The sequence below is a fragment of the Yersinia entomophaga genome (assembly GCF_001656035.1).
GTDB classification, from domain to species: Bacteria; Pseudomonadota; Gammaproteobacteria; order Enterobacterales; family Enterobacteriaceae; genus Yersinia; species Yersinia entomophaga.
The window spans coordinates 631865-654053 of record NZ_CP010029.1; the positions used below are offsets into that span (position 1 = coordinate 631865).

The window sequence follows — 22189 nt, forward strand, 5'->3', positions numbered from 1 at the left end:
TTAGGATAACAACCGCTGGAGGCGCAGGAAGCCCTCTGTTCAGATTTGCTCATGCAAGTCTTACTCAACGGTTAGGGATGAGCTAACCAAAATCGCAGGGATGAAAACCCTTCTCAAGGAATTGAGATTTCGAACTTTATCACTCATCTCTGCTGGCTTAGACCGGTTTTTTTATAGCTAAAATTGGAGTATTACCTTGGTTTCGATTTACGAAATTGCGCAGGGATCTATTGTACTTCAACGATGGCCAACCGTTCGATAATCCCACAGGGCGTTGGATAGATCTGCGCTTGACTATGCCGGAATTGGATCTGGGAATACGTCAATAATATTAATTGTTCTGACTGTATTTGGCGTGAGACGAGCCTAAGGCCATAATGAGATGGTTGCGGTGAGATAACAGAAAAGTAGCGATAATAAGTTTGGTATCGGAATAAAGTTTGGTATCGGAATATATGCACTAAAAATAAAAATGAGGGAATAAATATGCCAAAAGTCTGTATCGCGGCCTATGTTTACGGTGTGGTTCAGGGCGTGGGGTTCCGTTTTTGTACCCAACATGAAGCGGTTAGTCGCGGTATCACCGGTTATGCGAAAAACATGGATGACGGTAGCGTTGAAGTGATTGCCTGCGGTGAGTCAGAATCAGTGGAAGAGCTGATGGCGTGGCTGCGGCAGGGCGGGCCTCGGGGGGCAAGAGTGGATCGGGTGTTGACGGAACCCAGAGCGGTTGAAGTATTTGAAGGCTTCAAGATTCGTTATTAAACCGCCGGCCATTAGGCCGGTCAGTTTATGCAGTGAGTAACAGATCTGAACGATCAAATACATTTTACCGGTTTAGGTAAACCTGCAATCTTGGTGGCCTGTTTCGCCGGGCCTTTTGGAAAAAGGCGGTAGAGGTAGCGGCTATTGCCTTTCTCCTCGCCGTATTTTTGCGCCATGGCTTTGACCAACATGCGAATTGCTGGCGAGGTATTAAACTCCTGATAAAACGCTCGGACAAAGCGAACCACTTCCCAATGCGGCTCGGTTAGGGTGATGTCTTCCTGCGCGGCTAAAATAGGAGCCAGACTTTCAGACCAGTCATCGCTATTCTTCAAATACCCCTGAGCATCGGTATCAATTATCCGACCTTCAAACTCCAACATACGGCCTCAATTATGCAAAAAACCAAATCAGCGGTTAATTTAGCAAATATTCGTCGGTATCCCAAAAATGTCTGCGATAAACAGGAAAGTGGCAGTGGACTGCAAAGATAAACCGCAATGCGCCATTTTTCATCAAGCTGACGATAAATTCGGCTTTCGTTGCCGTGGTGACGGATTTTTGTCCAATTAAACCAAATCAGGCTTTACAAGCCAGGTCGCGCTGTTTATAGTGCGCCTCATTGCGGAGGGGTGGCCGAGTGGCTGAAGGCAACGGTCTTGAAAACCGTCGACGGGAAACCGTTCGAGAGTTCGAATCTCTCCTCCTCCGCCATTCACTTCTTGGTTATCTCTTGGTTTTACTCTTTATTGACCTCTCTAAAATCCAATATTTCCTGATTGAACGTTACGATCTATTTTTACCGTAAACGCGTGTTTGCATTTCATCATTTGTTGTCGCTATGCACAAATATTCCCTTCAAACAGAAGACTGTTTTATTTGCTTAGCGGATAATCTCGCTATCAATACCTGCAATAAAACATTCACAATAACATTTTCACAATAAAAGAACGCTACTGCCTGTTTGAAGGGAAAGCGTCATGCGGCTGTTATATCTGGATAAAATCGACTGCCCCGCCGTCTAATTGGTACATGGCTCCGATAATCTTGATTTTTCCTTCTTTTTCCAGCTTATTCAAAATATCGCTGCGCTCACGAATAGTTTTTATCGTGTTCTCTACGTTAGTTTTCGCTACCGCATCCACGAAAGCGGCGTTATTGCCCGAGCGGTCGCCGCTATATTCTGTTGCCGCAATGGCCGGTTTTATTTGTGCCAGTAACCCGGTTAAATTCCCCAGCTCAACATTATCAATGGCTCCGCGGATAGCACCGCAGGCGGTATGCCCCAATACCAGAATCACTTTGGCACCGGCTACAGCACAGGCAAATTCCAGGCTACCGAGGAGATCGTTATTGGCAATGTTGCCGGCGATTCGTCCATTAAATGTTTCACCAATTCCGGTATCAAAAACAATTTCAGCCGGAGCGCGGGAGTCAATACAGCTTAATATGACCGCCGAGGGAAATTGCCCACTGGCGCTGGCGCGTTTTTGCGCTAAATAATCGTGTTGCTGCATTTTTCCGTGTCGGAAACGGATATTACCGTCTTTCAAACCTTGAATAATCTGGTCTGGAGTGAGTTTATCTCTTTCTTCTTTGGTCAGCGCTGCGGCATAGGTTACTCCGGGGCTGGTTAAACCAATGGCACCGGTGATGCTTAGTGCTGACATGCCAATGGCCGCTTTTAATAATGAACGTCGTTTATTTGGCGGGCCGTTCTCAGGATCTCTGGTAGGAAGTGATTCCATTTTTATTACCTCAGGGCGAATAAAAGCAGAGAAAAAATCAGATGTAACTGTATGTCACCCAGAATGGGCTCCTATAAATGTAGCTCATTATTTGTACGGCGCTGTCATGTCAGTTTACTGGCTCATCAATTGCACAAATTCCCGCGCGGCTTTATTTAGCGACTGATTCTTTAGCCAAACGGCGTGAATCGGTAATTTCAGCTCGTTTTTGGTATTTTTAAAATGCAGTTGTTTCAAATGTCCTTGTTTTAGTAAGGGTTCGATCAATGAAAAAGGTAGATTGCCCCAACCCAAACCGGCTTCTACCATGCCCAATGCCATAGCCAGCGTGTCGGTTCGCCAATAGCTGCCTGCAACCAGCGGACGAGTATCGCTGATAGGGTGGCTCATGCTGGCAACGATGATCTGGCGAATGGTGACTAAATCTTCAATATAAAGTGCATCATTGGCATTTTCTGCCGCCCAGTGGCGAGCTGAAATAGTGGCAATCAATGATTCACTGCCCACGTATTGAAATTGTTCCTGCACGTTGATGCTTAGCCCGCCGAAGGCCAGCGCCACGCTGACTCTGCCGCAGTGCAACATATGTAACACATCATCCTGCGGCGCGCTGAGCACCTCGATATTCAGCAGAGGATAACGTTGAGACAGAATTTTCAACGCCGCCAGAACCGGTGTTTTATCCACTTCCGCCGCCATAGCTAAAGCAAACGTGCTTTCCAATCCTTGAGATAATTCGACGGCGTGAACCCGTAGCTGCTGAAGCTGCTGAGCGATTATTCGCGCCTGTGGCTCCAGTGCTAATGCCAATGGCGTCGGGATTGGTTCGCGGGAGCGACGGTCGAACAGCGGAAACCCAAGCTCGGCCTCCATATTAGCAATGCCCATGCTGACCGCTGACGGTACGCGGTGTAAGGCTCTGGCCGCCGCCGAGAAGGACCCTCGGTCGATAACGGCTAAAAATAACTCGATATTTTCACTGGAAAAATTCATTCGTCCTCCTATCAGTAAAACTGATAATAGCTAACTTTTAATGTCAGTACGAATGACGATATCTTGGCGGCCTTAATCGATGGGCGACGGAGATTGCTCATCAGCGAATAATAATGAGGTGGTTATGCAAGGGTTAAAAAGAAAGCTGGTGTACGTCACGGCATATGAAATTATTGGGCTGGTGATTTCGGCTTTGGGGTTGGCTTTGCTATCAGGGACTTCGCCGGGAAATACAGGCCCGCTTTCGGTGATGATTACGACTATCGCGGTGAGTTGGAACTTTGTTTATAACTATATTTTCGAGTTTTGGGAAAGCCGCCAGCTCAGCCGGACGCGCACGGTTAAACGGCGGGTGCTGCACGCCATTGGCTTTCAACTGACGCTGGTGGTGTATTTGATTCCGTTAATCGCCTGGTGGATGAACATCAGTTTGCTGGAAGCTTTCTATCTGGATTTGGCGCTCATTGTGCTAATACCTTGCTATACCTTCATTTTTAACGGGTTGTTTGATCGGATTTTCGGTTTGCCAAGTTCTGCCATTTCTATTGAAACGGCCGCGGCAAATTAGCCGAATGATATAAAAACCAACGGAGAGAAAAGGGCAGGGTTTGCAAATGACCGCTGGCGACAACAATCACTGCCAGCGGCGTTAAGATTTTTATCAGATAGAATTGGCGGCTGAGAAAATATCAGCCGCTAAAATAACGGTCAGGCTTTCTCGGTGATAATTTTTACGCCAACTTTAGTGACGCGGTCATTATCCATTTCAGCAATAGTCCAGGTCAGGCCATCCCATTCGATCTGGTCACCGATAACCGGTTCTCCGCCCAATAAATAGATCACAAACTGACCCAAGGTTTGCTGGCCATCAATTCCGTCTTCCAGATTTAATCCATAAATATTAGAGATATCATTGAGTCGTGCATCAGCTTCCAAAATGAAGTCACCGAAGAAGCGCTCATCCAGAGTGATAGTAGGCGATTGGCTAAATAACTTACCCAGCGCTGGCAAATCGTGTTCCTGACCGATTACACACAGAATATCGCCTTCTTTCAGTCGGGTGCTACCGGTTGGGTGCAGTAAGTCTTTACCGCGAAATAACGCTGCAATTCGAGTGCCCCGCGGCATTTTCAGATCGCGCAGCGCCGCACCAATGCACCATTTTTCCGAGCTAAGCTGATAGATGAACTGTTCCCATTGACGGTTCATATCAATATCTAGCCCGACGCGGGAAATCGGTGCCAGAGCTGGGGGAACCACCAGTTTGGTTTTCCTGGCCGCAAAGGACAAACTGGTGCCTTGTAATAGCAAAGAAACCAGCACCACAAAGAAAGCGACGTTAAAGAATAAATGGGCGTTTGGCAGGCCAGCCATCATTGGGAATACCGCTAAAATCACCGGCACAGCACCGCGCAGACCTACCCAAGAGATAAAAATACGTTCACGTAGGTTAAAGCTACGGAAAGGCAGCAGCCCGATAAATACCGACAGCGGGCGAGCGAACAAAATCATCCACAGGGATAAAATCAGCGCCGGAATGGCGATCGGCAGTAAATCACTCGGATTGAGCAGTAGCCCCAATACCAGGAACATCCCAATCTGACTGAGCCACGCTAGACCGTCAAAGGTTTGCAAGATCCCGGAACGGTTGCGGATAGGGCGGTTGCCCAGCATCAGCCCACACAGGTAAACGGCCAGAATGCCGCTGCCATTTAGCGCAGTGGTTAACGCAAAAATCATGATACCGCCGCTGACGGCCAGTAGCGGATATAGACCGTTGGCTAACTCAATGCGGTTAATCAGCAGCAGCAGCAGACTACCGCCCAGCAGGCCCAGGATAATGCCCAGCCCGAACTGTTGCAGTAAATGTATGATGAACATCCAGCTTAGGCTGGTTTCGCCGGCGGAAATCATCGCTATCAGCGTGATGGTCAGGAAGACCGCCATAGGATCGTTGCTGCCAGATTCGATCTCCAGCGTAGCGCTGACGCGTTCGTTTAACCCTTTTCCCCCTAATAGTGAGAAAACGGCCGCTGCGTCGGTAGAACCTATAATTGCGCCAATTAACATCCCCTGGATGATATCCAGATCAAATAGCCAGGCCGCGGCCAGACCGGTTAATCCCGCGGTAATCATCACTCCAACGGTCGCTAAAGATAACGCTGGCCATAAAGCTACGCGGAATGATGAAGCTCGGGTGCGCATCCCGCCGTCCAGCAAAATCACCGCTAGCGCCAAGTTACTGACCAGATAGGCGGCCGGATAATTATCAAAAGGAATACCGCCGATACCGTCACCGCCGGCCAGCATGCCGATGGCGAGGAAGATAACTAAAATCGGGATACCTAAACGGGATGAGAGTGAACTGAGTAAGATACTTGCGCCCACCAGTACTGCGCCGATTAAAAAGAGACTGTTAATAGTGGTCGCGTCCACGGTGGGGGATCTCCTGGTTTATGCATAAATGGCGGGTTATGGATGAAACAAGTTAATTATACACAGAAAAGCGCAGTTAAAAGCTAAGATATGACCTAATTCAAGGTGTTAAATTTGTATTTTTGAACTATCTCTCTGGCCCAATCGGGAAAAAAAAGTGTTTTATCCCATTGAGGAAGAATTAAGCGGAGCTGAGCGAGGAAATCAGGAGCAGAAGCGGCTCACCCGTGCCGATGGTGCAGCGGGTGAGCACAGGCAAAGCGTTATGCCCGATCGAGGGTGACCAGAGTGCGTTTGACTAATTCGGTCACTATGGCGCGTTCGGGGTTCGGCACTTCTGAAAAGGTCAGTTGTGAAAGCTCATTGACCAACACGCTGCGATCTTTTCCGTTAATGGAGCCGTCCAACGCGCTGCTGAGTCGATTGACCAAGGCAAAAAGGGTGGAAAACTCGGCGCTGATATCGGCATCATTCGTCAGGTTTTTCCCGGTAGTGTCTGGTGTACTCATCACAAATCCTCTGTCATATCACTGCGAGCGAAGCTTATCCCAATGATTGTTGCTCGGTAAGAATGCCCGATTAACGGGCATACAGTGAGGTGTTGCTGCCCCATCTTGTTTTGCAAGGGGTAGACAGTGTAATGGTTTTAAGTGGTTAACGATATTGCCACAACCATATTACTTGGTAATAACATTATGCTGTGAGGAAACAGTGCTGGCTGTTTTACCGGAAAACAAGAATTTTAGCAGCGGAATACGTAGATGAATTTCGTACAGCAAAAAGGCGACAGGGCAGACAAACAGCAGGCCCACTAGGAAGCCCAAAGCGTTATTCTGAATATGCGGCGCGATAAGAGCGCCGTAGATCAAGGTTAACGGATGATGCACCAAATAAATGAACAACGACGCGTTAACCAGATAGGTAATGCCGGACGATGAGGCGTTAAGCAGACGATAACCCAAAGAAAACACCACGTTAGTCATGGTGATCCCCATCAGCGCTTTGATAAGGATATCCAGCTCGAAGGAAAAATAATCCGGGTTAAACACTTGTTGATTAATACAATAGGCAGCCAATAGGACAACGGAAGCGATTAATGCCATCGGTGAAAACTTTAGAAACACTTCTTTTAGCCAAAGGTATTTAAAAGTCATGGCCCCGAGAATAAAGAAAGGCGCATAAAACAGCGTTTCCATAACCACAAAATTAAAAACACTATTAAAGAGTAATTCTGGGGAGAGTATAAATATTATTCTACGAACCACAGAATATAATAAATAGAAGAGAAAGAAAAACAGTGAGATTCTTCCTAAACTATTCAATTTATTAATCCTACCGTTAAGTGATTGGTTGATATTTTTAATCTTATTGAACAGGTAAAGGCCAGCTAAGGTCAGTAATGCCAAAGTTAACAAAAACCAGAGGTGGGAAACGCCTTCCCAAATAGCAATATTTATTTTTTGATAAAGTGTAAAAGAATTCCACTCCTGTAATTTATTTGTATAGTGTTTAAGCAAAAAAAAATTGCGGCAGGGTAATCAATGGAATGGCGGTGATTAATGGAATAGCCACGCGTTCTAGGCGAACTTTCAGCCAGCGCCGCCGCTCATAGCGCTGATACAGCATAAAAGAGAAGTAACCGGAGATAACGAAGAACACCTGCATGCGAAAGGCGTGGATAAAGTCATTCAGCAAGGTTAGAGACGGCGACGAGATACTGCTGTTTACTGCCCAATGGTGGCTGGAGTAAATCAGCGAAAGATGAAAAGGAATCCCCAGTAACATCAAATAGGCGCGAATAGCGTCCAGGAAATATTCTCGTTGTTTAGTACTTTTCTTCATAGATATTCGCTAGTTGTTATAATTGAGAGAATAACGCGCTTATTTTATCGGCACTGGATAAGGCGGAATGTAAAACCCTACTATAAGGTTTATTATTTTTCCATAGCCTATTGCAATGAGGCTTGCTAGGCTTAATGATTAGTTCGTCGTTTAAACAATAGCCATAAACATGAAATCAGGATTTATCATATTGTCGCCAGACAGGATAATCCATTAAAATGGATTTAAGAATTTAATTACCCGTAAAGGGGGAATTGTGCCAGTTAATATTTTATCGAAAGGCCAGAGTGTGAATCGCGCTAAATGGCTGAGTGTTGCTATTTTGTTATCTTTATTCTCTTGTTCGGTTTCAGCTTTTACTTTGGATGACGTGGCAAAAAAAGCCCAGAATCTGGCGGATAAAAGTTTTGATGCTCCCAAGAGTAACCTTCCTTCGCAATTTCGCGAGATGAAATTCGCCGATTATCAGCAAATTCAGTTCAATCACGATAAATCCTATTGGAATAAGCTGAAAACACCTTTTAAGTTAGAGTTTTATCATCAGGGCATGTACTTCGATACGCCGGTGCAAATCAATGAGATTACCGCCAAAAGCGTCACACCGATTAAGTACAGTCCGGATTACTTTAATTTTGGTTCGGTAAAACACGATCCTGACTCGGTGAAAAACCTCGGTTTTGCAGGTTTCAAAGTGCTTTATCCACTGAATAAAGCCGATAAAAATGACGAAGTCATGAGTCTGTTGGGTGCCAGCTATTTCCGGGTGATTGGGAAAGGGCAGGTTTATGGCCTGTCTGCACGCGGGTTGGCGATTGATACCGCTTTGTCATCCGGTGAGGAATTCCCTCGTTTTCGCGAGTTCTGGATTGAACGACCTAAGCCTAACGACAAACATTTGGTGATTTACGCGCTGCTGGATTCCCCGCGCGCTACCGGTGCTTACCGTTTTACCGTTTATCCGGGCCGAGATACCACAATCGATGTGCAGGCTAAGGTATTCCTGCGCGACAAAGTCGCCAAACTGGGCATTGCACCACTCACCAGCATGTTCCTGTTCGGGCCGAGTCAGCCTTCTAAGGTATTGAATTACCGTCCGGCGCTGCATGATTCCAACGGCTTATCTATTCACGCGGGCAATGGTGAATGGATCTGGCGTCCGCTGAATAATCCAAAACATCTGTCTATCAGCACCTATACCGTTGAAAATCCGAAGGGGTTTGGTTTATTGCAGCGTGGCCGCGCTTTCTCTCAATATGAAGATTTGGACGACCGCTACGATCTGCGCCCAAGTGCCTGGGTAGAACCGCGGGGCGATTGGGGGAAAGGCAAAGTCGAGCTGGTGGAAATCCCAACTGCGGATGAAACCAACGACAATATTGTGGCGTTCTGGACGCCGGACGTACTGCCCGATGCTAAGCATTCGCTGGATCTTAATTACCGTCTGCACTTTACCCGCGATGAAGACAAACTGCATTCTGACAACGTGGGTTATGTCAAACAGACCCTACGTTCTACCGGTGATGTGAAACAGTCGAATTTGATTCGCGAACCGGACGGCAGCGTGGCTTTCCTGGTTGATTTTATCGGGCCGGTATTAAGCTCCTTAGATCCGAATATGCCGCTGGCTTCTCAGGTCAGCGTTGGCGATAACGGTGAGCTGCTGGAAAACAGCGTACGTTATAACCCGGAAACCAAAGGCTGGCGCTTGACGCTGCGGGTCAAAGTAAAAGATGAGAAGAAACCGATCGAAATGCGCGCAGCGCTGGTCAACGGCGACAAAACCCTGACAGAAACCTGGAGCTATCAGCTACCTGCCGATGAATAAGTCAACTCAGAGTCCATTACAGGATTACCTCGCCGCCTTGCCCCTGACTGTTGAGCAGCAGAAGGCATTGCGGGCGGCGTTGCCTGATAACGATAAAGACGCGCTGGCCCAGTTGCATCACCAACTGGCGGCGGGTCAGCCGGAACCGCACGGCGCGGCGGATAACGATGCCGCACTGTCGTCGGTTAAGGCTCGCCTGTTGGCTGGCTGGCCAGATGCATTGCAGGGCGGTAAAAAACTGTCCGTGGATGCAGAAGGGCGTACTGTTATTAGCGCCACGCCGCCGATCGTGCGCTCGCGCATGTTCCCGGAGGCCTGGCGCACCAATCCGGTGGCACGCTTTTGGGATTCGTTGCTCGGTCGCACCACGGTTTCACGTTCGGCTACGCCGGAACAGGCAGACGCCGAGCGGAAATGGCGCGCGGTGGGTTCAATCCGTCGTTATATCCTGCTGGCGCTGATATTGGTACAAACCAGTATTGCCACCGTGTATATGAAAAGTATCTTGCCTTACCAGGGCTGGGCGCTGATCGACCCGATCGAAATCTGGAATCAAAACTGGCAACAATCGGTGATGCAGCTGCTGCCTTACCTGTTGCAAACCGGCATTCTGATTCTGTTTGCCGTCTTGTTCTGCTGGGTTTCGGCCGGTTTCTGGACCGCTCTGATGGGCTTCCTGCAGCTGCTTATTGGCAAGGATAAATACAGCATCTCTGCCAGCGTAGTGGGCAATGAACCGCTGAATCCATCCCATCGTACAGCGTTGATCATGCCGATTTGTAATGAAGACGTAGAGCGGGTTTTCGCGGGTTTGCGAGCGACTTACGAATCGGTGGCGGCGACCGGGCAATTGGAACATTTCGATATTTACGTATTAAGTGACAGCTACGATCCGGATATCTGCGTGGCCGAACAAAAAGCTTGGCTGGAGCTGTGCCGGGATGTCGATGGCCACGGCAAGATTTTCTATCGTCGCCGTCGCCGTCGGGTGAAACGGAAAAGTGGCAATATCGATGATTTCTGCCGTCGCTGGGGTGGTCAGTATAGCTATATGGTGATTCTGGACGCCGATAGCGTAATGAGCGGTGAGTGCCTGACGGGGCTGGTTCGTCTGATGGAAGCTAACCCTAACGCCGGTATTATTCAGTCTGCGCCAAAAGCCTCTGGCATGGATACGCTGTATGCGCGGGTGCAACAATTTGCGACTCGGGTTTATGGCCCGCTGTTTACCGCCGGCCTGCATTACTGGCAACTGGGGGAATCGCACTATTGGGGCCATAACGCCATTATCCGTGTGAAACCCTTTATCGAGCATTGTGCCTTGGCACCGTTGCCGGGGGAAGGTTCGTTCGCAGGTTCCATCTTGTCCCATGACTTCGTTGAGGCCGCTTTAATGCGTCGGGCTGGTTGGGGCGTGTGGATCGCTTACGATTTGCCGGGTAGCTATGAAGAGTTACCGCCCAATCTGCTGGACGAGCTAAAGCGCGATCGGCGTTGGTGCCACGGTAACCTGATGAACTTCCGCCTGTTTCTGGTGAAAGGTATGCATCCGGTACACCGGGCGGTATTCCTGACCGGCGTGATGTCTTATCTGTCTGCGCCGCTGTGGTTTATGTTTTTGGTTCTGTCCACTGCGTTACAGGTGGTGCATACCCTAATGGAGCCGCAGTATTTCTTACAGCCGCGCCAACTGTTCCCCGTGTGGCCACAATGGCGGCCTGAGCTGGCGATTGGCCTGTTCTCTACCACTTTGGTATTGCTGTTCCTGCCGAAATTGCTGAGCATCATTCTGATTTGGGCCAAAGGGGCGAAAGAATACGGTGGCAACATTCGGCTGCTGTTTTCGATGCTATTGGAAATGCTGTTCTCGGTGCTGCTGGCTCCGGTCCGTATGCTGTTCCATACGGTATTTGTGGTCAGCGCTTTTCTCGGCTGGTCGGTTCAGTGGAATTCACCGCAGCGGGACGATGACGCCACGCCGTGGAGCGAAGCGCTGGTGCGTCATGGGCCGCAGCTGTTGTTGGGGCTGATTTGGGCCGGTGGTGTGGCTTGGCTGGATCTTCGTTTCCTGTGGTGGCTGTCGCCGATTGTGTTCTCGCTGATTCTGTCGCCGGTGGTTTCTGTGCTGTCTAGCCGCAGAACGCTGGGTATGGCCAGTAAGCGTGCCAAACTGTTCCTGATACCCGAGGAATATAATCCGCCGCGTGAATTGGTCGCGACCGAGGAATATCTTCAGCTTAACCGCCAGCGAGCTTTGGCCGACGGCTTCCTGCACGCGGTAATGAATCCGTCTTATAACGCACTGGCAAGCGCAATGGCTACGGCGCGTCATCGGGCGAAAGAGATTATCGAGCACGGGCGAGAGTTACAGGTGAATCAGGCGTTGAGTCAGGGGCCAGCGAAGCTTGGGAAGCTGCAACGTTTGGAGCTGTTGAGCGATCCGGTCATGATTGCCCGTCTGCACCAGAAGATTTGGCAGCAGCCAGAGGCTTACGCACAGTGGGCTGATTTTTATCAGCACCTGCCGCGTAACCCGCAGGCCATGCCGAGCTAATCCTGCGGAATATCTATAAGTTATAATAACGGGCAATGTGTTAGGCGCATTGTCCGTTTTGCCTTATAAATACGCGCTGATTTTTGCGCGGATATGCCAACCGAAATGTGGTTAAAATGAACGACCTTAGACAACCATTGACTACCTGAAGAGCCTGATACCGTCGTGAAGAAAACATTAAATATTGGACTGAAGAAAAGCCTGCGTTTGCTGCTGATTCTCACGGGTATTGTGACGCTCTCCGGTTGCGGCAGTATTATCAGCCGCACGGTGCCGGGAGCCGGGCACGGCAATCAATATTATCCGGGCGTACAGTGGGACGTCAGAGATTCAGCATGGAAATATATTACGGTACTCGATGTACCTCTCTCCATGATTGTTGATACCTTTATGCTGCCTTTCGACGCCCAGCACGGCCCTTACGAGTAACGTCAACTCTAGCTTCTTGTTGGGAAAACCAGCAAGTTATAGCCTTTTTGGTGATAGGTAAAGTTTGCCACCGGCGTCATATGTAACCCTTTTACATGCACCGCGAATGAATGTGGATTGGCATCGTCTACAAAAGCCGCTCCGACGTCATAATTAGCCTGAGTGTGTTGCTTTACCTCGGCTAATAGTTGGCTAACGATGCCCTGACCGCGTTTATTCTGAGCGACGCACACCGGCCCATAGAGAAACACTCGCAGCTCGGTTAGCGGTTTACCCTCAAAACGTTGCTGCCTCAGGGCTTCCAGCATGGCGTCGACCACCGGCGGTCGCGGTCGGGCATCGGTTTTCATCATGCAGACAAAACCAGCTACTTCGCCATTATCATCTTCTGCTACCAATATGCCCAAATCATTATTTATCGCGGCTAACTGTTTCTCATCCATGCGGGAAACGATAAATCCCTGCTTTTTTTGCTCGTCACTCAAGTTTTCAGGGATGTTTTCCTGCTGTAATTGCAGGATTGCCGAATAGTCATTAAGGTGAGCCAGTCTGATCTTCATCATTAACCACGCTTTTTAAGTTATTTGAGTTAACTATGCTGTTTGGGGGCGGGAGAAAATCATGTTACCAAGTGATGCGGTCATGCGCGTAGCCAGACCGACAGATAATCTTGATATTATCACTGAAATGTATCGTTTGGGGTTGAACGTGCTGGGCAGTTTTGCAGACCATCAGGGTTTTGATGGTGTGATTTTGGGTCATCCGCATCACGGCTATCATCTGGAGTTTACCCATCATCGCAGCACTTCCGTTGGGCGTGCGCCAACGGCAGACAATCTGCTAGTCTTTTATCTTCCGGATCCGAACATATGGGCGACACAATGTCAGCAAATGCTCAAAGCCGGTTTTCAGGTGGTGGAGTCCTACAACCCCTATTGGGACGAAAGTGGGCAAACTTTTGAAGACATTGATGGCTATCGCGTCGTGTTGCAACAACGGGCGTGGCCGCTGTAAACGGTGGTGCAGGTGAGCGGGCAGTAAAAAGCCAGCCGAAAATAAGGCTGGCTTTTTATCAAGTCTATTCCGACAAATTACGCAGTTTTTTCAGCGCCTTGGGTGTTATTCATCATGCGACGAATCGGCACAATCAGCAGAATCAGGATGGCGGCGCAGATGACCAGTGCGATGGAGCAACGGGCAAACAGCGTTGGCAGCATATCCAACTGATCGGCTTTTACGTGTCCACCAATCAGGCCTGCGGCCAGATTACCCAGCGCGGAAGCGCAGAACCACAGACCCATAACCTGACCACGCATTCTGTCCGGTGCTAGCAATGTCATCGTCGCCAGCCCGATAGGGCTAAGGCAGAGCTCACCTAGCGTCAACATCAGAATACTGCCTACCAGCCAGAATGGAGAAACCCCTTCACCGGTGGCCAGCACATGCTGCGCTGCCAGCATCATCACACCAAAACCGGCGGCGGCGCACAAAATACCGATGACAAATTTGGTAATGCTGCTTGGGCGAATGCTTTTCTTCGCCAGTGCGGGCCATGCCCAGCTGAAGATTGGCGCTAACAGAATAATAAATAAGGCGTTAATTGACTGGAACCATACGGTTGGGATTTCAAAGCCCATGACCATACGATCGGTGTAATCATTGGCGAACAGGTTGAAAGACGTCGGTTTTTGCTCGAAGGCTGACCAGAAGAAAGCGGCGGAGACCAGCAGGATAAAGCACACCAGCAGCCGAGCTTTGTCTTTGCGGCTTAAACCGGCAAAAGCGAAAAGATAGACGAAATACAGCGTTACCGACGCGGCAATCAGGTACACCAGACTGCTGGCGACCAGTACCGGATTGATTTCAATCACGCCTTGAGCCACCAGTGTGACTACCGCCGCCAATGCCACCATCGCCGCGCAGACCCATTTACCGACGTTTTTACGTTGAACGGTCGGGCTGTTCCAACTGGAGTCCATGCCAACTTCGGCATCGTAGCGAGTCATTGATGGAATCACGAACATGCGGAAGGTCAATAATGCCACCAGCATACCGACGCCGCCGATACCGAAGCCCCAGTGCCAGCCGTGGGTGCGTAATAGCCAGCCAGAGAGCAGCGGGGCAATAAAGGAACCCATGTTGATTCCCATATAAAACAGTGAGAAACCGCCGTCGCGGCGCGCATCACCGGGCTTATATAAGGTTCCGACCATCACGGAAATACAGGTTTTGAACAGGCCTGTTCCTAATACGATAAAGACCAGCCCAATAAAGAACATGTCATTACCGAAAAATGCGGATAAAGCGATGGAAAGGTGGCCCATGGCAATCAGGATAGAGCCGTACCAAACGGCGCGCTGTTGGCCTAGCCAGTTATCGGCTAGCCAGCCGCCGGGCAATGAAGCTAAATACAGGCTACCGGCAAAAATACCGACGATAGCGGAAGCATTTTCTCGCGGTAAACCTAACCCACCGTCATAAACCGTAGCGGCCATAAACAGAATCAGCAGCGGACGGATGCCATAAAACGAGAAGCGCTCCCACATCTCGGTAAAGAATAGCGAACTCAGAGGATAAGGATGGCCGAAGAAAGTCCGGCTATTGTTGGTATTAGAGGATTGCATAAAGTCTTCCCATAGAAATCGCCTGTTAAGGTCGGGCTGTTGTGCTGTGGTATGAGTGATTCAATACGCCTTATTCTCCTGTTAATGCCGTCCGTTATCGTTAGGTTATCGGGCAGTCACTAATTTCATGAATAATCGATTTAACACTCTCTATAATAGGATTTAACTCCATAATAACGTCATTTTGGTTTTCTACCGTGCTTATATCCCATTATTTAGACGAAAAGTCGATATACATCTCGTTTTTTAGATTTATATCTGTGGGTGGATGTGGATTTTTATGACGAAATTATAGTGCAAATTTCGAGGCTGATAATGAGATTTATCTATTTATTTTCAACTAGTTAGTCTTTTTTCTTTAGAGTGAGCTTACCCCTTTTTTTGAACGGGTAAATTATTTTTTACTGGAAAGAGAGGAAAATGACAGTTTTGGGGAGAATAAGGATGATAGCCACTTTTTAAGTGGGTATAAGTGACATTTATAAGAGAAAAGTCAGCGATAAACTGTGATTTTAATCACAGCAAAATTTTGGCATGGAGGAGGGAAGATTTGCGCTTATCCGGGGGGAGTTTTAGCTATCTTCCTGACGATTGGCCGATTGTTTCAAAGCCTGAGCCGGTCGCCGTCGCAGGCACCAGTATGAGTAGAATGCGTTAGATAACACCACCACGGCGGTGGCGCAGAATACCGCCCGGAAGCCATAACTGGCGGAAACGGCGGCGCCCAGCAGCGGGCCGCTGACGTTGCCAACGTCCCGAAATGATTGGTTGTAGCTGAAAATTCGACCAGCCACCTGATTTGTACAATTATAAATCAATAATGTTTGCACTGCGGGCAGTAGCGCGCCGTCGGTAGCACCGAGCAAAAAGCGTAATACTGCCAATTGCCACGGCGTCTGTACCAGCGCCATTGGGATCAACAACAACACCGACAGCGCCAGCATAGCGATAAGAATACGTTCGGGGCCGATTTTATCGCCTAATTTTCCCAGTCTGGGGGCACTGATTAACGCCGCAACGCCAGGCACCGAGGCAATCATTCCGCTAACAAATGCCAGATTGTGAATATCTCCCGCCAGCTCGCGTACGTACAGCGTCAAAATCGGTGCGATTGAACCGGTTGCCACCTGAATAATCATGGTAGTAACAAACAGGCTAAGCACCAGTTTAGGATTTTTCAGCGATTGTAAAACCTGCCGTCCGTTGAGCATGTCTTTTTTCAACACCGGCGTAAATTGCTCTTTAACGCACAGTAGCGTCATAACAAAGCACAGGAACAGTACGGCGGCGGTAATAAAGAATACCGGACGTAGGCCGTAGCTATCTGCCAGTAAACCACCGATCAGCGGGCCAATTAACGCGCCGCTGACGCCGCCGGTAGACAACGTGCCCAGCGCCCAGCCGCTTTTATGTCGTGGCACCTGAGTGGCAATCAGCGCATTGGCGTTGGGAATAAAGCCACCGAGCAGACCCAGCAGGGCGCGTAACGCCAGAAATTGCCAGATATTCTGCGCCATTCCCATTAACACCATCACGATCCCCATGCCTAATGCCGATCGTAATAGCATAATTTTTCTGCCTTTACGGTCGGCCAAACTGCCCCAAAACGGCGACGCAATGGCTGAAAACAGGAAGGTAATACTGAACACCAGCCCTGACCACATATTCAGCGCCTGATGACCAGTCACGCCGAGGATTTCCACGTATAAAGGCAGAAAAGGCATAATCAGACTGAAGGCGGCACCGGTCAGAAAACAGCCCAACCAAGCGACAAATAGGTTCCGTTTCCAGTGAATAGGTTCTGGTGACGAGGTCATAAATTACCGATAGAAGAATGTGTTAGCTCTGCGGCACGGTTTAGCGTCATGGTGAGGGGCGTTAATATGGCAAAGCACAAAAGCAGATGATTAGCCTGTTAAGTATGCGCCTGTTGAATAGATACATCAACCATTTGGTTAACGGTTTTTATAAAAATGAAAAGCAGGTTTATTATCTAGGAATAAGCATATAAATTTTTTGAATAAGACGATGAGGAAGATGAATGAGTACGGCGGAAAGCGGGAAGGTTAACAGCTGTTAGCAAAGTACAGCGATGTCTGAAAGCGTGAGGGGCTGAGCAGGGTCAGAGAAAACAAAAGCGATAAAATAGCCGCGGGGTCTTGTTCACCCCGCGGGAATAGCGATCAAATCTACTAGATTTCCCGACGTTTACCCGAATTAACGGTAGGCTTCGTTTTTGGTGATCGAGTAACGGCCGCTGCCCAACAGCATAATGATGATACCGCCGAAGAAATACAGCGCTTCGTTTTCCAGCCCCCAGGCACCCACGTCGGTCAGAGTAAAGAACTTACCGGTGCCAACCATCAGAGTGGCCACCAGCAGGTTAACGGCATAAATAAAGGCCGCCGGACGGGTAAATAGCCCCAGAATCATCAGAATAGGCACAATGATCTCACCAATATAAACGCCGTAGGCAACAAAGCCAGGGATGCCCTGAGCCTGTAGCATATCGGAAATCCAACTGGTGCCATGTTGGATTTTTGCTACCCCGTGGAATAGCATCAAAATACCAAAAGTCAGGCGTAACAGTAGCTTACCGCCGTCTTGATGATCGGTTAATCGTGTGAACCACTGATTTGCACTCGCCAGCATGGTGTATATCCTTATAGAAATTGAAGAAATAACCTGATAATAACTCTTATTAATTACACACAATTATGTGTAGTTAATAATCATTCTCATAGTGGATAAAACTGACAGAATAGTTCAAAAATATTGAATCTGCCTGATTCATTTCTTATTTCTTTTCGTTTCCTACCTTAATTTCTGACTTTCATTCCCTGTTTTGGCAAATTGATGTCTTACAAACCTTTCAGAGCAGTTAGCGAGTCTGACGTCATGGTTGGAGTAAATTCGATGACTTCATATCGGGCAACAGCGTTGAAAGAATCTTCAGCCAGAATGGCATCCAGTTCGTCGCGGGGTAAGGCGATGGCAAAGATAATGCCGCCAGTGCGCGGGTTTTTACGCCCGGAAGCGATGAAAATGCCCTGATCGTAGTATTTGCGTAACCAGGCAATATGGGCATCGAGATGAGTATCGACTTCTTCAACGGGACGATGATAAGTGAGATTAATGATGTACATAGCTAAGCCATATGGAAATAAGAGAAAGATAAATTCCCATGTTGATTACAAATTAACAAGGCTTGGCTCGGTATTTTTGTCGTTAAAAAAGGGCTAGCGTTGAATAACCAGAGGGATGCAGCGTTGATTTACGCCGGTGCAGAGAAAGCCCCGGCGTGATATTGCGAAAGGCGTCAGAGCGCTAATCGTACAGCGAGGGGGCGCCTTCCGGACGGGTTTTGAAGCGGCGGTGCAGCCACATATATTGATCCGTTGCCAACTGAATTTCTTCTTCGATCACTTTATTCATAAAGGCTGCGGCAGTGACTTCGCTTTCCAGCGGGAAGTCTTCTACCGCCGGTTGCAGAATCAGTTCGTAACCTTTGCCATCGGGCAGACGGCGCGGGGTGAAGGGAATCACCGCCGGTTTCGCCGTGCGTACCAATAAATAAGTGCCGGTGGTGGTGGCCGCATCGTCAACGGCAAACAGCGGAACAAACACGCTGCTGCGTGGGCCATAGTCATGATCCGGCGCATACCAGATGATTTCGCCTTGTCTCAGGCTACGAATCATCCCTTTCAAATCTTTGCGATCCAGCATGGATTTATTGGAGCGCATTCGGCCCCAAGTCTGCATCCAATCCATTGCCTTATTATCGTGGGGGCGATAAACCCCGATTCCTGGGTTATGAATGCCGAAAATGCGGGCACCCAGCTCCAGCGTTAGAAAATGTAGACCGATCAACAGTACGCCCTGACCATTCTCCCGAGCTTTCTCAATATGTTCTAGTCCGCTGACTTTACACCAACGATTGATGCGCCAGTCTGGCCAAAACCAAGCCATACCGGTTTCAAACAGTCCCATACCGACAGATTCGAAGTTTTTGACCACCAGCTGCTCGCGTTCCGCTTTGGACATTTGCGGAAAGCACAGTTCCAGATTACGTTCTGCGATATAAAGGCGGCGTTTGAGGAAACGCATTGAGAAACGGCCGAGGGAAGTACCCAGTGTATAAATCACCGGATAAGGCAGTAAAACCAGCAAGTAAAGGATACCCAGGCCTAACCATGTCAGCCAGTATCTTGGGTGCAGTAACGAGCGATTAAAAGAAGGAACTTGCATCATGTGTTCTCAGCTTCAGAGTAGTAATTTAGGACAGTTAACTTTTACGTTATGGCGGCTAATCTGGGGCCGCTAATCATGCTTTCAATATGTTTATCTGTCATTTAAGGTAGTTCTATTGTGGCACTTTTAGGGAAAAACGCGAAAACAGACCGCATTAAAAAACTATTCTTAGTAACATTTGCTTTATTTTTGAGCAAAATAAACCGGTTTTAGTTGATAAAATAAACACGCCTAGCTTATGCCGCTACGCTTATTCAGCAAACTGACTAATTCTGCCAAACTCGCAGCAGCCATTTTTTCCATGACTTTAGCTCTGTGAACCTCAACGGTTCTTACAGAAACACAGGCTTTATTGGCAATGTCGCGGTTGATCAATCCTTGCGCTACCCATTGTGCAATCCGCTGCTCTTTTGGCGTCAGGCTGGCGTAGCGCAAATTGACCTGATGGCGTGAAACCGCCTGTTCGGAATGTTTCAATGCCTGCTGGAGTGCATTAACCAAAGGCTGAGTGGCGACGGGTTTTTGCAGGAAATCGATAGCACCTTGCTTCATTTGTTCAACCGCCAGCGGAACATCCCCATGTCCGGTAAGAAAAACTACCGCCAGCGTGCTGCCTGCTTCACGTAAACGCCGATGGATTTGTAGGCCGTCCAGCACTGGCATACGAATATCCAGCAGTACTACCGCGGTTTGAAACAAATCGGCTTCGTTTAGGAAACTCTGGCCCTGATGCCAGATACAGACTTTATAGCCCAGACTTTCCAATAAAAAACGACAGGCATCGGTCACGGCCAAATCGTCGTCCACTAAATGTATGACTGACACTAACTTGTTCCTTTTAGTGAGGAATTTAGAGGGAAGAATAATCGGACCTCTAACCCAGCTGCGCCGTTAGCGGCAAGGGCGTTGGTTAACGTCATTTTCCCACCCTGGCTGCCCATCAGCCGTTGGCAAATCACCAAACCTAACCCCAGGCCATCTGGTTTTCCCGATTTGAATGGCATAAATAGCTGATTGAGCTGCGAAACCGTTAATCCGCCACCATCGTCCTGCAAACTGAGTTCTGTTCCTTCGGGCGTTTGATTGCCGTTCAGACATAGTCTCCGCGCGCCGGCCTGTAGGCTGTTGGTGAACAGGTTGCAAAATATCTGGTCGAGCAAGGTTGCAGGGAGCATCAGCTGTATTTCAGCCGGAAGGTCAATATTCAGCCTGCTATCAGGATAATGATGTGGCGCGCCGATAAGTTGCCAAACGTGCTCTGCCACGTTCCTAGGTGACTGCGGAATACGCGTGGACGTGGCTGGCGCTTTGTCCACCCAAAGACGTAGGTTGGCGATAATATCCGCCCCTCGCTGCGCCTGGGCGCTGATTTGCTGTAACACCGGTAGCAGCGGATGATCTGGCTGTTCACGTTTTAAACGGATATCGCAGCCTTCGGCGTAGTGGCGAACCGCCGAAAGTGGCTGGTTGAGTTCATGAGCAAAGCCGGACGCCATTTCCCCCAAAATACTGAGGCGTTGAGCTTGCTCCAGTGCGGTTTCCCGCTCTCGTAGCTGCTGGTGGGCCAGCTCTAACTGCTGGCTGCGACGGCGCACTAAAAAGGCCACCCAAATATGATTCGCACCCAGCAGCAGCAATATTGCCGCGATAATCCCGAGCAATAGCCGGTTTTGTAGTGCCCAGGAAAGTATCGCCTGCCATAGCTGCGGCTGTTCTGGATGCTGATTTATCGAGCGCAACAAGGCTTCGACCTGGCTGGTGGAGGAAGGCGCGCCCCATTGCGGCTCCTTGCTGACCGTTGGCGTGAGCAGCATCCGCGTTACTTGGTCAGCCAGCGAATCCGGTACCTGCGCCAACGCGGCAAATGACCAGTTGGGGTATAAATCACTGCTGGTCAGACAGGGCACTGTGGTGGGTTTAGCCAGTAATGCTCTGAAATCAGAGGCCTGCAATAATCCTTCGTTTTGTAAATCTTCCAGCAAGCAGGTGGGGACTATCGCGGCATCCAGAGCGCCATCTCGCAGCAAATACATCAATGTATCCACCGGGAAGCCGGAAAAGTGCAGATTAAAATCCTGCCCAGGCCGTAAGCCAGCGTCCCGCAAGGCTTTGTAACCTAAAAGATAACCGCCGAATGCATCCGCTGATACCGCGCCAACCTGTTTGCCGCGTAACTCATCCGCTTGAGTGATAGGACTGTCCTGACGGACTAAAATCACGCTGCCAATCACGTTGCGGCTGGCGTTGTTCGGCTCATGGCTGGATCGCAGTGAAACCAGCCAGCGTAGCGGATAGTGGCTATCTATTTGCACGTACTGCGCTGGATTGGTGAGCAGAAAATCCACGCGCCCATGTTGCACGGCGGTTTTCATCGCCGTGAGATCCAATGGCAACAAGCGAAAATGCTGATCGGGCAAGCCTTGATTGAGGCTATCAGCCAGCGGCTGCCAGCGTTGCAGCGTTTGGGCATTGCCGCGTAATGCCAGTACGCCAATCGTCCATTCTTTGCTGTATGCCGTCAGCGAAACACCGTAACACAGCAAGATAATCAACAGGTTTCGCAACGTGTCTTCTCCTTTTTATGACCCAGATCGCCCCGGTGAATTGTCCTGGATCAAGTCCCTAAAGGGAATGTGGAAAACCACAATAGGGCTTCTGTTTGGCAATTTCTACACTCCTCACCATCAACTCGTCACATCTTCCTATCAATTAACCGACGGCG

Annotated in this window: 19 protein-coding genes, 1 tRNA gene and 1 pseudogene; 7 read left to right on the top strand and 14 right to left on the bottom strand. The window is 49.0% G+C overall.

Annotation, left to right across the window (positions count from 1 at the left end; translation table 11 throughout):
- The first annotated feature begins 486 nt into the window (after positions 1 to 486).
- Complete coding sequence (gene yccX / locus PL78_RS02930; protein WP_064512985.1) at positions 487 to 765, top strand: acylphosphatase; 279 nt, start codon at positions 487 to 489, stop codon at positions 763 to 765.
- Positions 766 to 818: 53 nt separating this feature from the next.
- Here yccX and tusE read toward each other — a convergent pair whose 3' ends face one another.
- Positions 819 to 1148, bottom strand: a complete 330-nt coding sequence (tusE, locus tag PL78_RS02935; protein ID WP_049596459.1) for a sulfurtransferase TusE — start codon at positions 1146 to 1148, stop codon at positions 819 to 821.
- Between the two features lie 243 nt (positions 1149 to 1391).
- Here tusE and PL78_RS02940 point away from each other — a divergent pair.
- Positions 1392 to 1479 (top strand) — tRNA-Ser (locus PL78_RS02940).
- Between the two features lie 275 nt (positions 1480 to 1754).
- Here PL78_RS02940 and PL78_RS02945 read toward each other — a convergent pair.
- Both PL78_RS02945 and PL78_RS02950 read right to left on the bottom strand, forming a co-directional pair.
- Positions 1755 to 2513, bottom strand: a complete 759-nt coding sequence (locus tag PL78_RS02945; protein WP_064512987.1) for a carbonic anhydrase — start codon at positions 2511 to 2513, stop codon at positions 1755 to 1757.
- A gap of 114 nt (positions 2514 to 2627) precedes the next feature.
- Positions 2628 to 3506, bottom strand: coding sequence for a LysR family transcriptional regulator (locus PL78_RS02950; protein ID WP_064512988.1), 879 nt, complete (start codon positions 3504 to 3506; stop codon positions 2628 to 2630).
- Between the two features lie 124 nt (positions 3507 to 3630).
- On the opposite strand from PL78_RS02950, the gene PL78_RS02955 reads away from it, so the two are divergent.
- Complete coding sequence (locus PL78_RS02955; RefSeq protein ID WP_064512990.1) at positions 3631 to 4074, top strand: PACE efflux transporter; 444 nt, start codon at positions 3631 to 3633, stop codon at positions 4072 to 4074.
- Positions 4075 to 4214: 140 nt separating this feature from the next.
- On the opposite strand, the gene PL78_RS02960 is transcribed toward PL78_RS02955, so the two are convergent.
- The 3 genes and pseudogenes from PL78_RS02960 to mdoC all read right to left on the bottom strand — a co-directional run bounded on the left by PL78_RS02960 (position 4215) and on the right by mdoC (position 7784).
- Positions 4215 to 5942 carry a potassium/proton antiporter gene (locus PL78_RS02960; protein ID WP_064512993.1) on the bottom strand — a complete coding sequence of 576 codons (1728 nt, stop codon included), beginning with the start codon at positions 5940 to 5942 and terminating at the stop codon, positions 4215 to 4217.
- Between the two features lie 263 nt (positions 5943 to 6205).
- Positions 6206 to 6451 carry a hypothetical protein gene (locus PL78_RS02965; RefSeq protein WP_064512994.1) on the bottom strand — a complete coding sequence of 82 codons (246 nt, stop codon included), beginning with the start codon at positions 6449 to 6451 and terminating at the stop codon, positions 6206 to 6208.
- 168 nt (positions 6452 to 6619) lie between these two features.
- A pseudogene (gene mdoC / locus PL78_RS02970) lies at positions 6620 to 7784 on the bottom strand (glucans biosynthesis protein MdoC).
- A gap of 307 nt (positions 7785 to 8091) precedes the next feature.
- Between mdoC and PL78_RS02975 the strand changes: the two are divergent.
- The 3 genes from PL78_RS02975 to PL78_RS02985 all read left to right on the top strand — a co-directional run bounded on the left by PL78_RS02975 (position 8092) and on the right by PL78_RS02985 (position 12592).
- Positions 8092 to 9609, top strand: a complete 1518-nt coding sequence (locus tag PL78_RS02975; RefSeq protein ID WP_371112903.1) for a glucan biosynthesis protein G — start codon at positions 8092 to 8094, stop codon at positions 9607 to 9609.
- Positions 9602 to 12163: a glucans biosynthesis glucosyltransferase MdoH gene (gene mdoH / locus PL78_RS02980; RefSeq protein ID WP_064512997.1), complete on the top strand. Its 2562-nt coding sequence runs from the start codon at positions 9602 to 9604 to the stop codon at positions 12161 to 12163. Before PL78_RS02975 ends, mdoH begins: the two co-directional genes overlap by 8 nt.
- 183 nt (positions 12164 to 12346) lie before the next feature.
- The gene (locus PL78_RS02985) at positions 12347 to 12592 is read left to right on the top strand and encodes a YceK/YidQ family lipoprotein (RefSeq protein ID WP_049596818.1); all 246 of its coding nucleotides are present in this window, start codon (positions 12347 to 12349) and stop codon (positions 12590 to 12592) included.
- A gap of 8 nt (positions 12593 to 12600) precedes the next feature.
- Here PL78_RS02985 and PL78_RS02990 read toward each other — a convergent pair whose 3' ends face one another.
- Positions 12601 to 13152 carry a GNAT family N-acetyltransferase gene (locus PL78_RS02990; RefSeq protein ID WP_064518218.1) on the bottom strand — a complete coding sequence of 184 codons (552 nt, stop codon included), beginning with the start codon at positions 13150 to 13152 and terminating at the stop codon, positions 12601 to 12603.
- 61 nt (positions 13153 to 13213) lie between these two features.
- On the opposite strand from PL78_RS02990, the gene PL78_RS02995 reads away from it, so the two are divergent.
- Positions 13214 to 13606: a VOC family protein gene (locus PL78_RS02995; RefSeq protein WP_064512998.1), complete on the top strand. Its 393-nt coding sequence runs from the start codon at positions 13214 to 13216 to the stop codon at positions 13604 to 13606.
- A 77-nt stretch (positions 13607 to 13683) separates the two neighbouring features.
- Here PL78_RS02995 and PL78_RS03000 read toward each other — a convergent pair whose 3' ends face one another.
- From PL78_RS03000 to ttrS, 7 genes are all read right to left on the bottom strand, one after another.
- A complete protein-coding gene (locus PL78_RS03000; RefSeq protein ID WP_064513000.1) occupies positions 13684 to 15216 on the bottom strand; it encodes a peptide MFS transporter in 1533 nt (510 codons plus the stop codon).
- A gap of 572 nt (positions 15217 to 15788) precedes the next feature.
- Positions 15789 to 17033 (bottom strand): multidrug efflux MFS transporter MdtG, encoded by a 1245-nt coding sequence (gene mdtG / locus PL78_RS03005; protein ID WP_064513002.1) that lies wholly within the window; start codon positions 17031 to 17033, stop codon positions 15789 to 15791.
- A gap of 400 nt (positions 17034 to 17433) precedes the next feature.
- Positions 17434 to 17868: a DoxX family protein gene (locus PL78_RS03010; RefSeq protein WP_064513004.1), complete on the bottom strand. Its 435-nt coding sequence runs from the start codon at positions 17866 to 17868 to the stop codon at positions 17434 to 17436.
- 209 nt (positions 17869 to 18077) lie between these two features.
- Positions 18078 to 18362 carry a YciI family protein gene (locus PL78_RS03015; protein ID WP_064513006.1) on the bottom strand — a complete coding sequence of 95 codons (285 nt, stop codon included), beginning with the start codon at positions 18360 to 18362 and terminating at the stop codon, positions 18078 to 18080.
- A gap of 181 nt (positions 18363 to 18543) precedes the next feature.
- The gene (locus tag PL78_RS03020; protein WP_064513008.1) at positions 18544 to 19467 is read right to left on the bottom strand and encodes a Kdo(2)-lipid IV(A) acyltransferase; all 924 of its coding nucleotides are present in this window, start codon (positions 19465 to 19467) and stop codon (positions 18544 to 18546) included.
- 231 nt (positions 19468 to 19698) lie between these two features.
- Positions 19699 to 20292, bottom strand: coding sequence for a tetrathionate respiration response regulator TtrR (gene ttrR / locus PL78_RS03025; protein ID WP_064513010.1), 594 nt, complete (start codon positions 20290 to 20292; stop codon positions 19699 to 19701).
- On the bottom strand, positions 20292 to 22031 hold the full coding sequence (gene ttrS, locus PL78_RS03030) for a tetrathionate respiration histidine kinase TtrS (RefSeq protein WP_064513012.1): 1740 nt from the start codon (positions 22029 to 22031) through the stop codon (positions 20292 to 20294). The genes ttrR and ttrS overlap by 1 nt, the downstream gene beginning before the upstream one ends.
- Positions 22032 to 22189 lie beyond the last annotated feature (158 nt).

Excerpts from the sequence above, each read along its gene's own strand:
- PL78_RS03010 (WP_064513004.1), bottom strand. The coding sequence starts at position 17,868 with ATGCTGGCGAGTGCAAATCAGTGGTTCACACGATTAACCGATCATCAA.
- PL78_RS03015 (WP_064513006.1), bottom strand. The coding sequence starts at position 18,362 with ATGTACATCATTAATCTCACTTATCATCGTCCCGTTGAAGAAGTCGAT.
- PL78_RS03020 (WP_064513008.1), bottom strand. The coding sequence starts at position 19,467 with ATGATGCAAGTTCCTTCTTTTAATCGCTCGTTACTGCACCCAAGATAC.
- tusE (WP_049596459.1), bottom strand. The coding sequence starts at position 1,148 with ATGTTGGAGTTTGAAGGTCGGATAATTGATACCGATGCTCAGGGGTAT.
- mdtG (WP_064513002.1), bottom strand. The coding sequence starts at position 17,033 with ATGACCTCGTCACCAGAACCTATTCACTGGAAACGGAACCTATTTGTC.
- PL78_RS02945 (WP_064512987.1), bottom strand. The coding sequence starts at position 2,513 with ATGGAATCACTTCCTACCAGAGATCCTGAGAACGGCCCGCCAAATAAA.
- PL78_RS02965 (WP_064512994.1), bottom strand. The coding sequence starts at position 6,451 with ATGAGTACACCAGACACTACCGGGAAAAACCTGACGAATGATGCCGAT.
- PL78_RS02990 (WP_064518218.1), bottom strand. The coding sequence starts at position 13,152 with ATGAAGATCAGACTGGCTCACCTTAATGACTATTCGGCAATCCTGCAA.
- PL78_RS02950 (WP_064512988.1), bottom strand. The coding sequence starts at position 3,506 with ATGAATTTTTCCAGTGAAAATATCGAGTTATTTTTAGCCGTTATCGAC.
- PL78_RS02995 (WP_064512998.1), top strand. The coding sequence starts at position 13,214 with ATGTTACCAAGTGATGCGGTCATGCGCGTAGCCAGACCGACAGATAAT.
- PL78_RS02955 (WP_064512990.1), top strand. The coding sequence starts at position 3,631 with ATGCAAGGGTTAAAAAGAAAGCTGGTGTACGTCACGGCATATGAAATT.
- yccX (WP_064512985.1), top strand. The coding sequence starts at position 487 with ATGCCAAAAGTCTGTATCGCGGCCTATGTTTACGGTGTGGTTCAGGGC.
- PL78_RS03000 (WP_064513000.1), bottom strand. The coding sequence starts at position 15,216 with ATGCAATCCTCTAATACCAACAATAGCCGGACTTTCTTCGGCCATCCT.
- mdoH (WP_064512997.1), top strand. The coding sequence starts at position 9,602 with ATGAATAAGTCAACTCAGAGTCCATTACAGGATTACCTCGCCGCCTTG.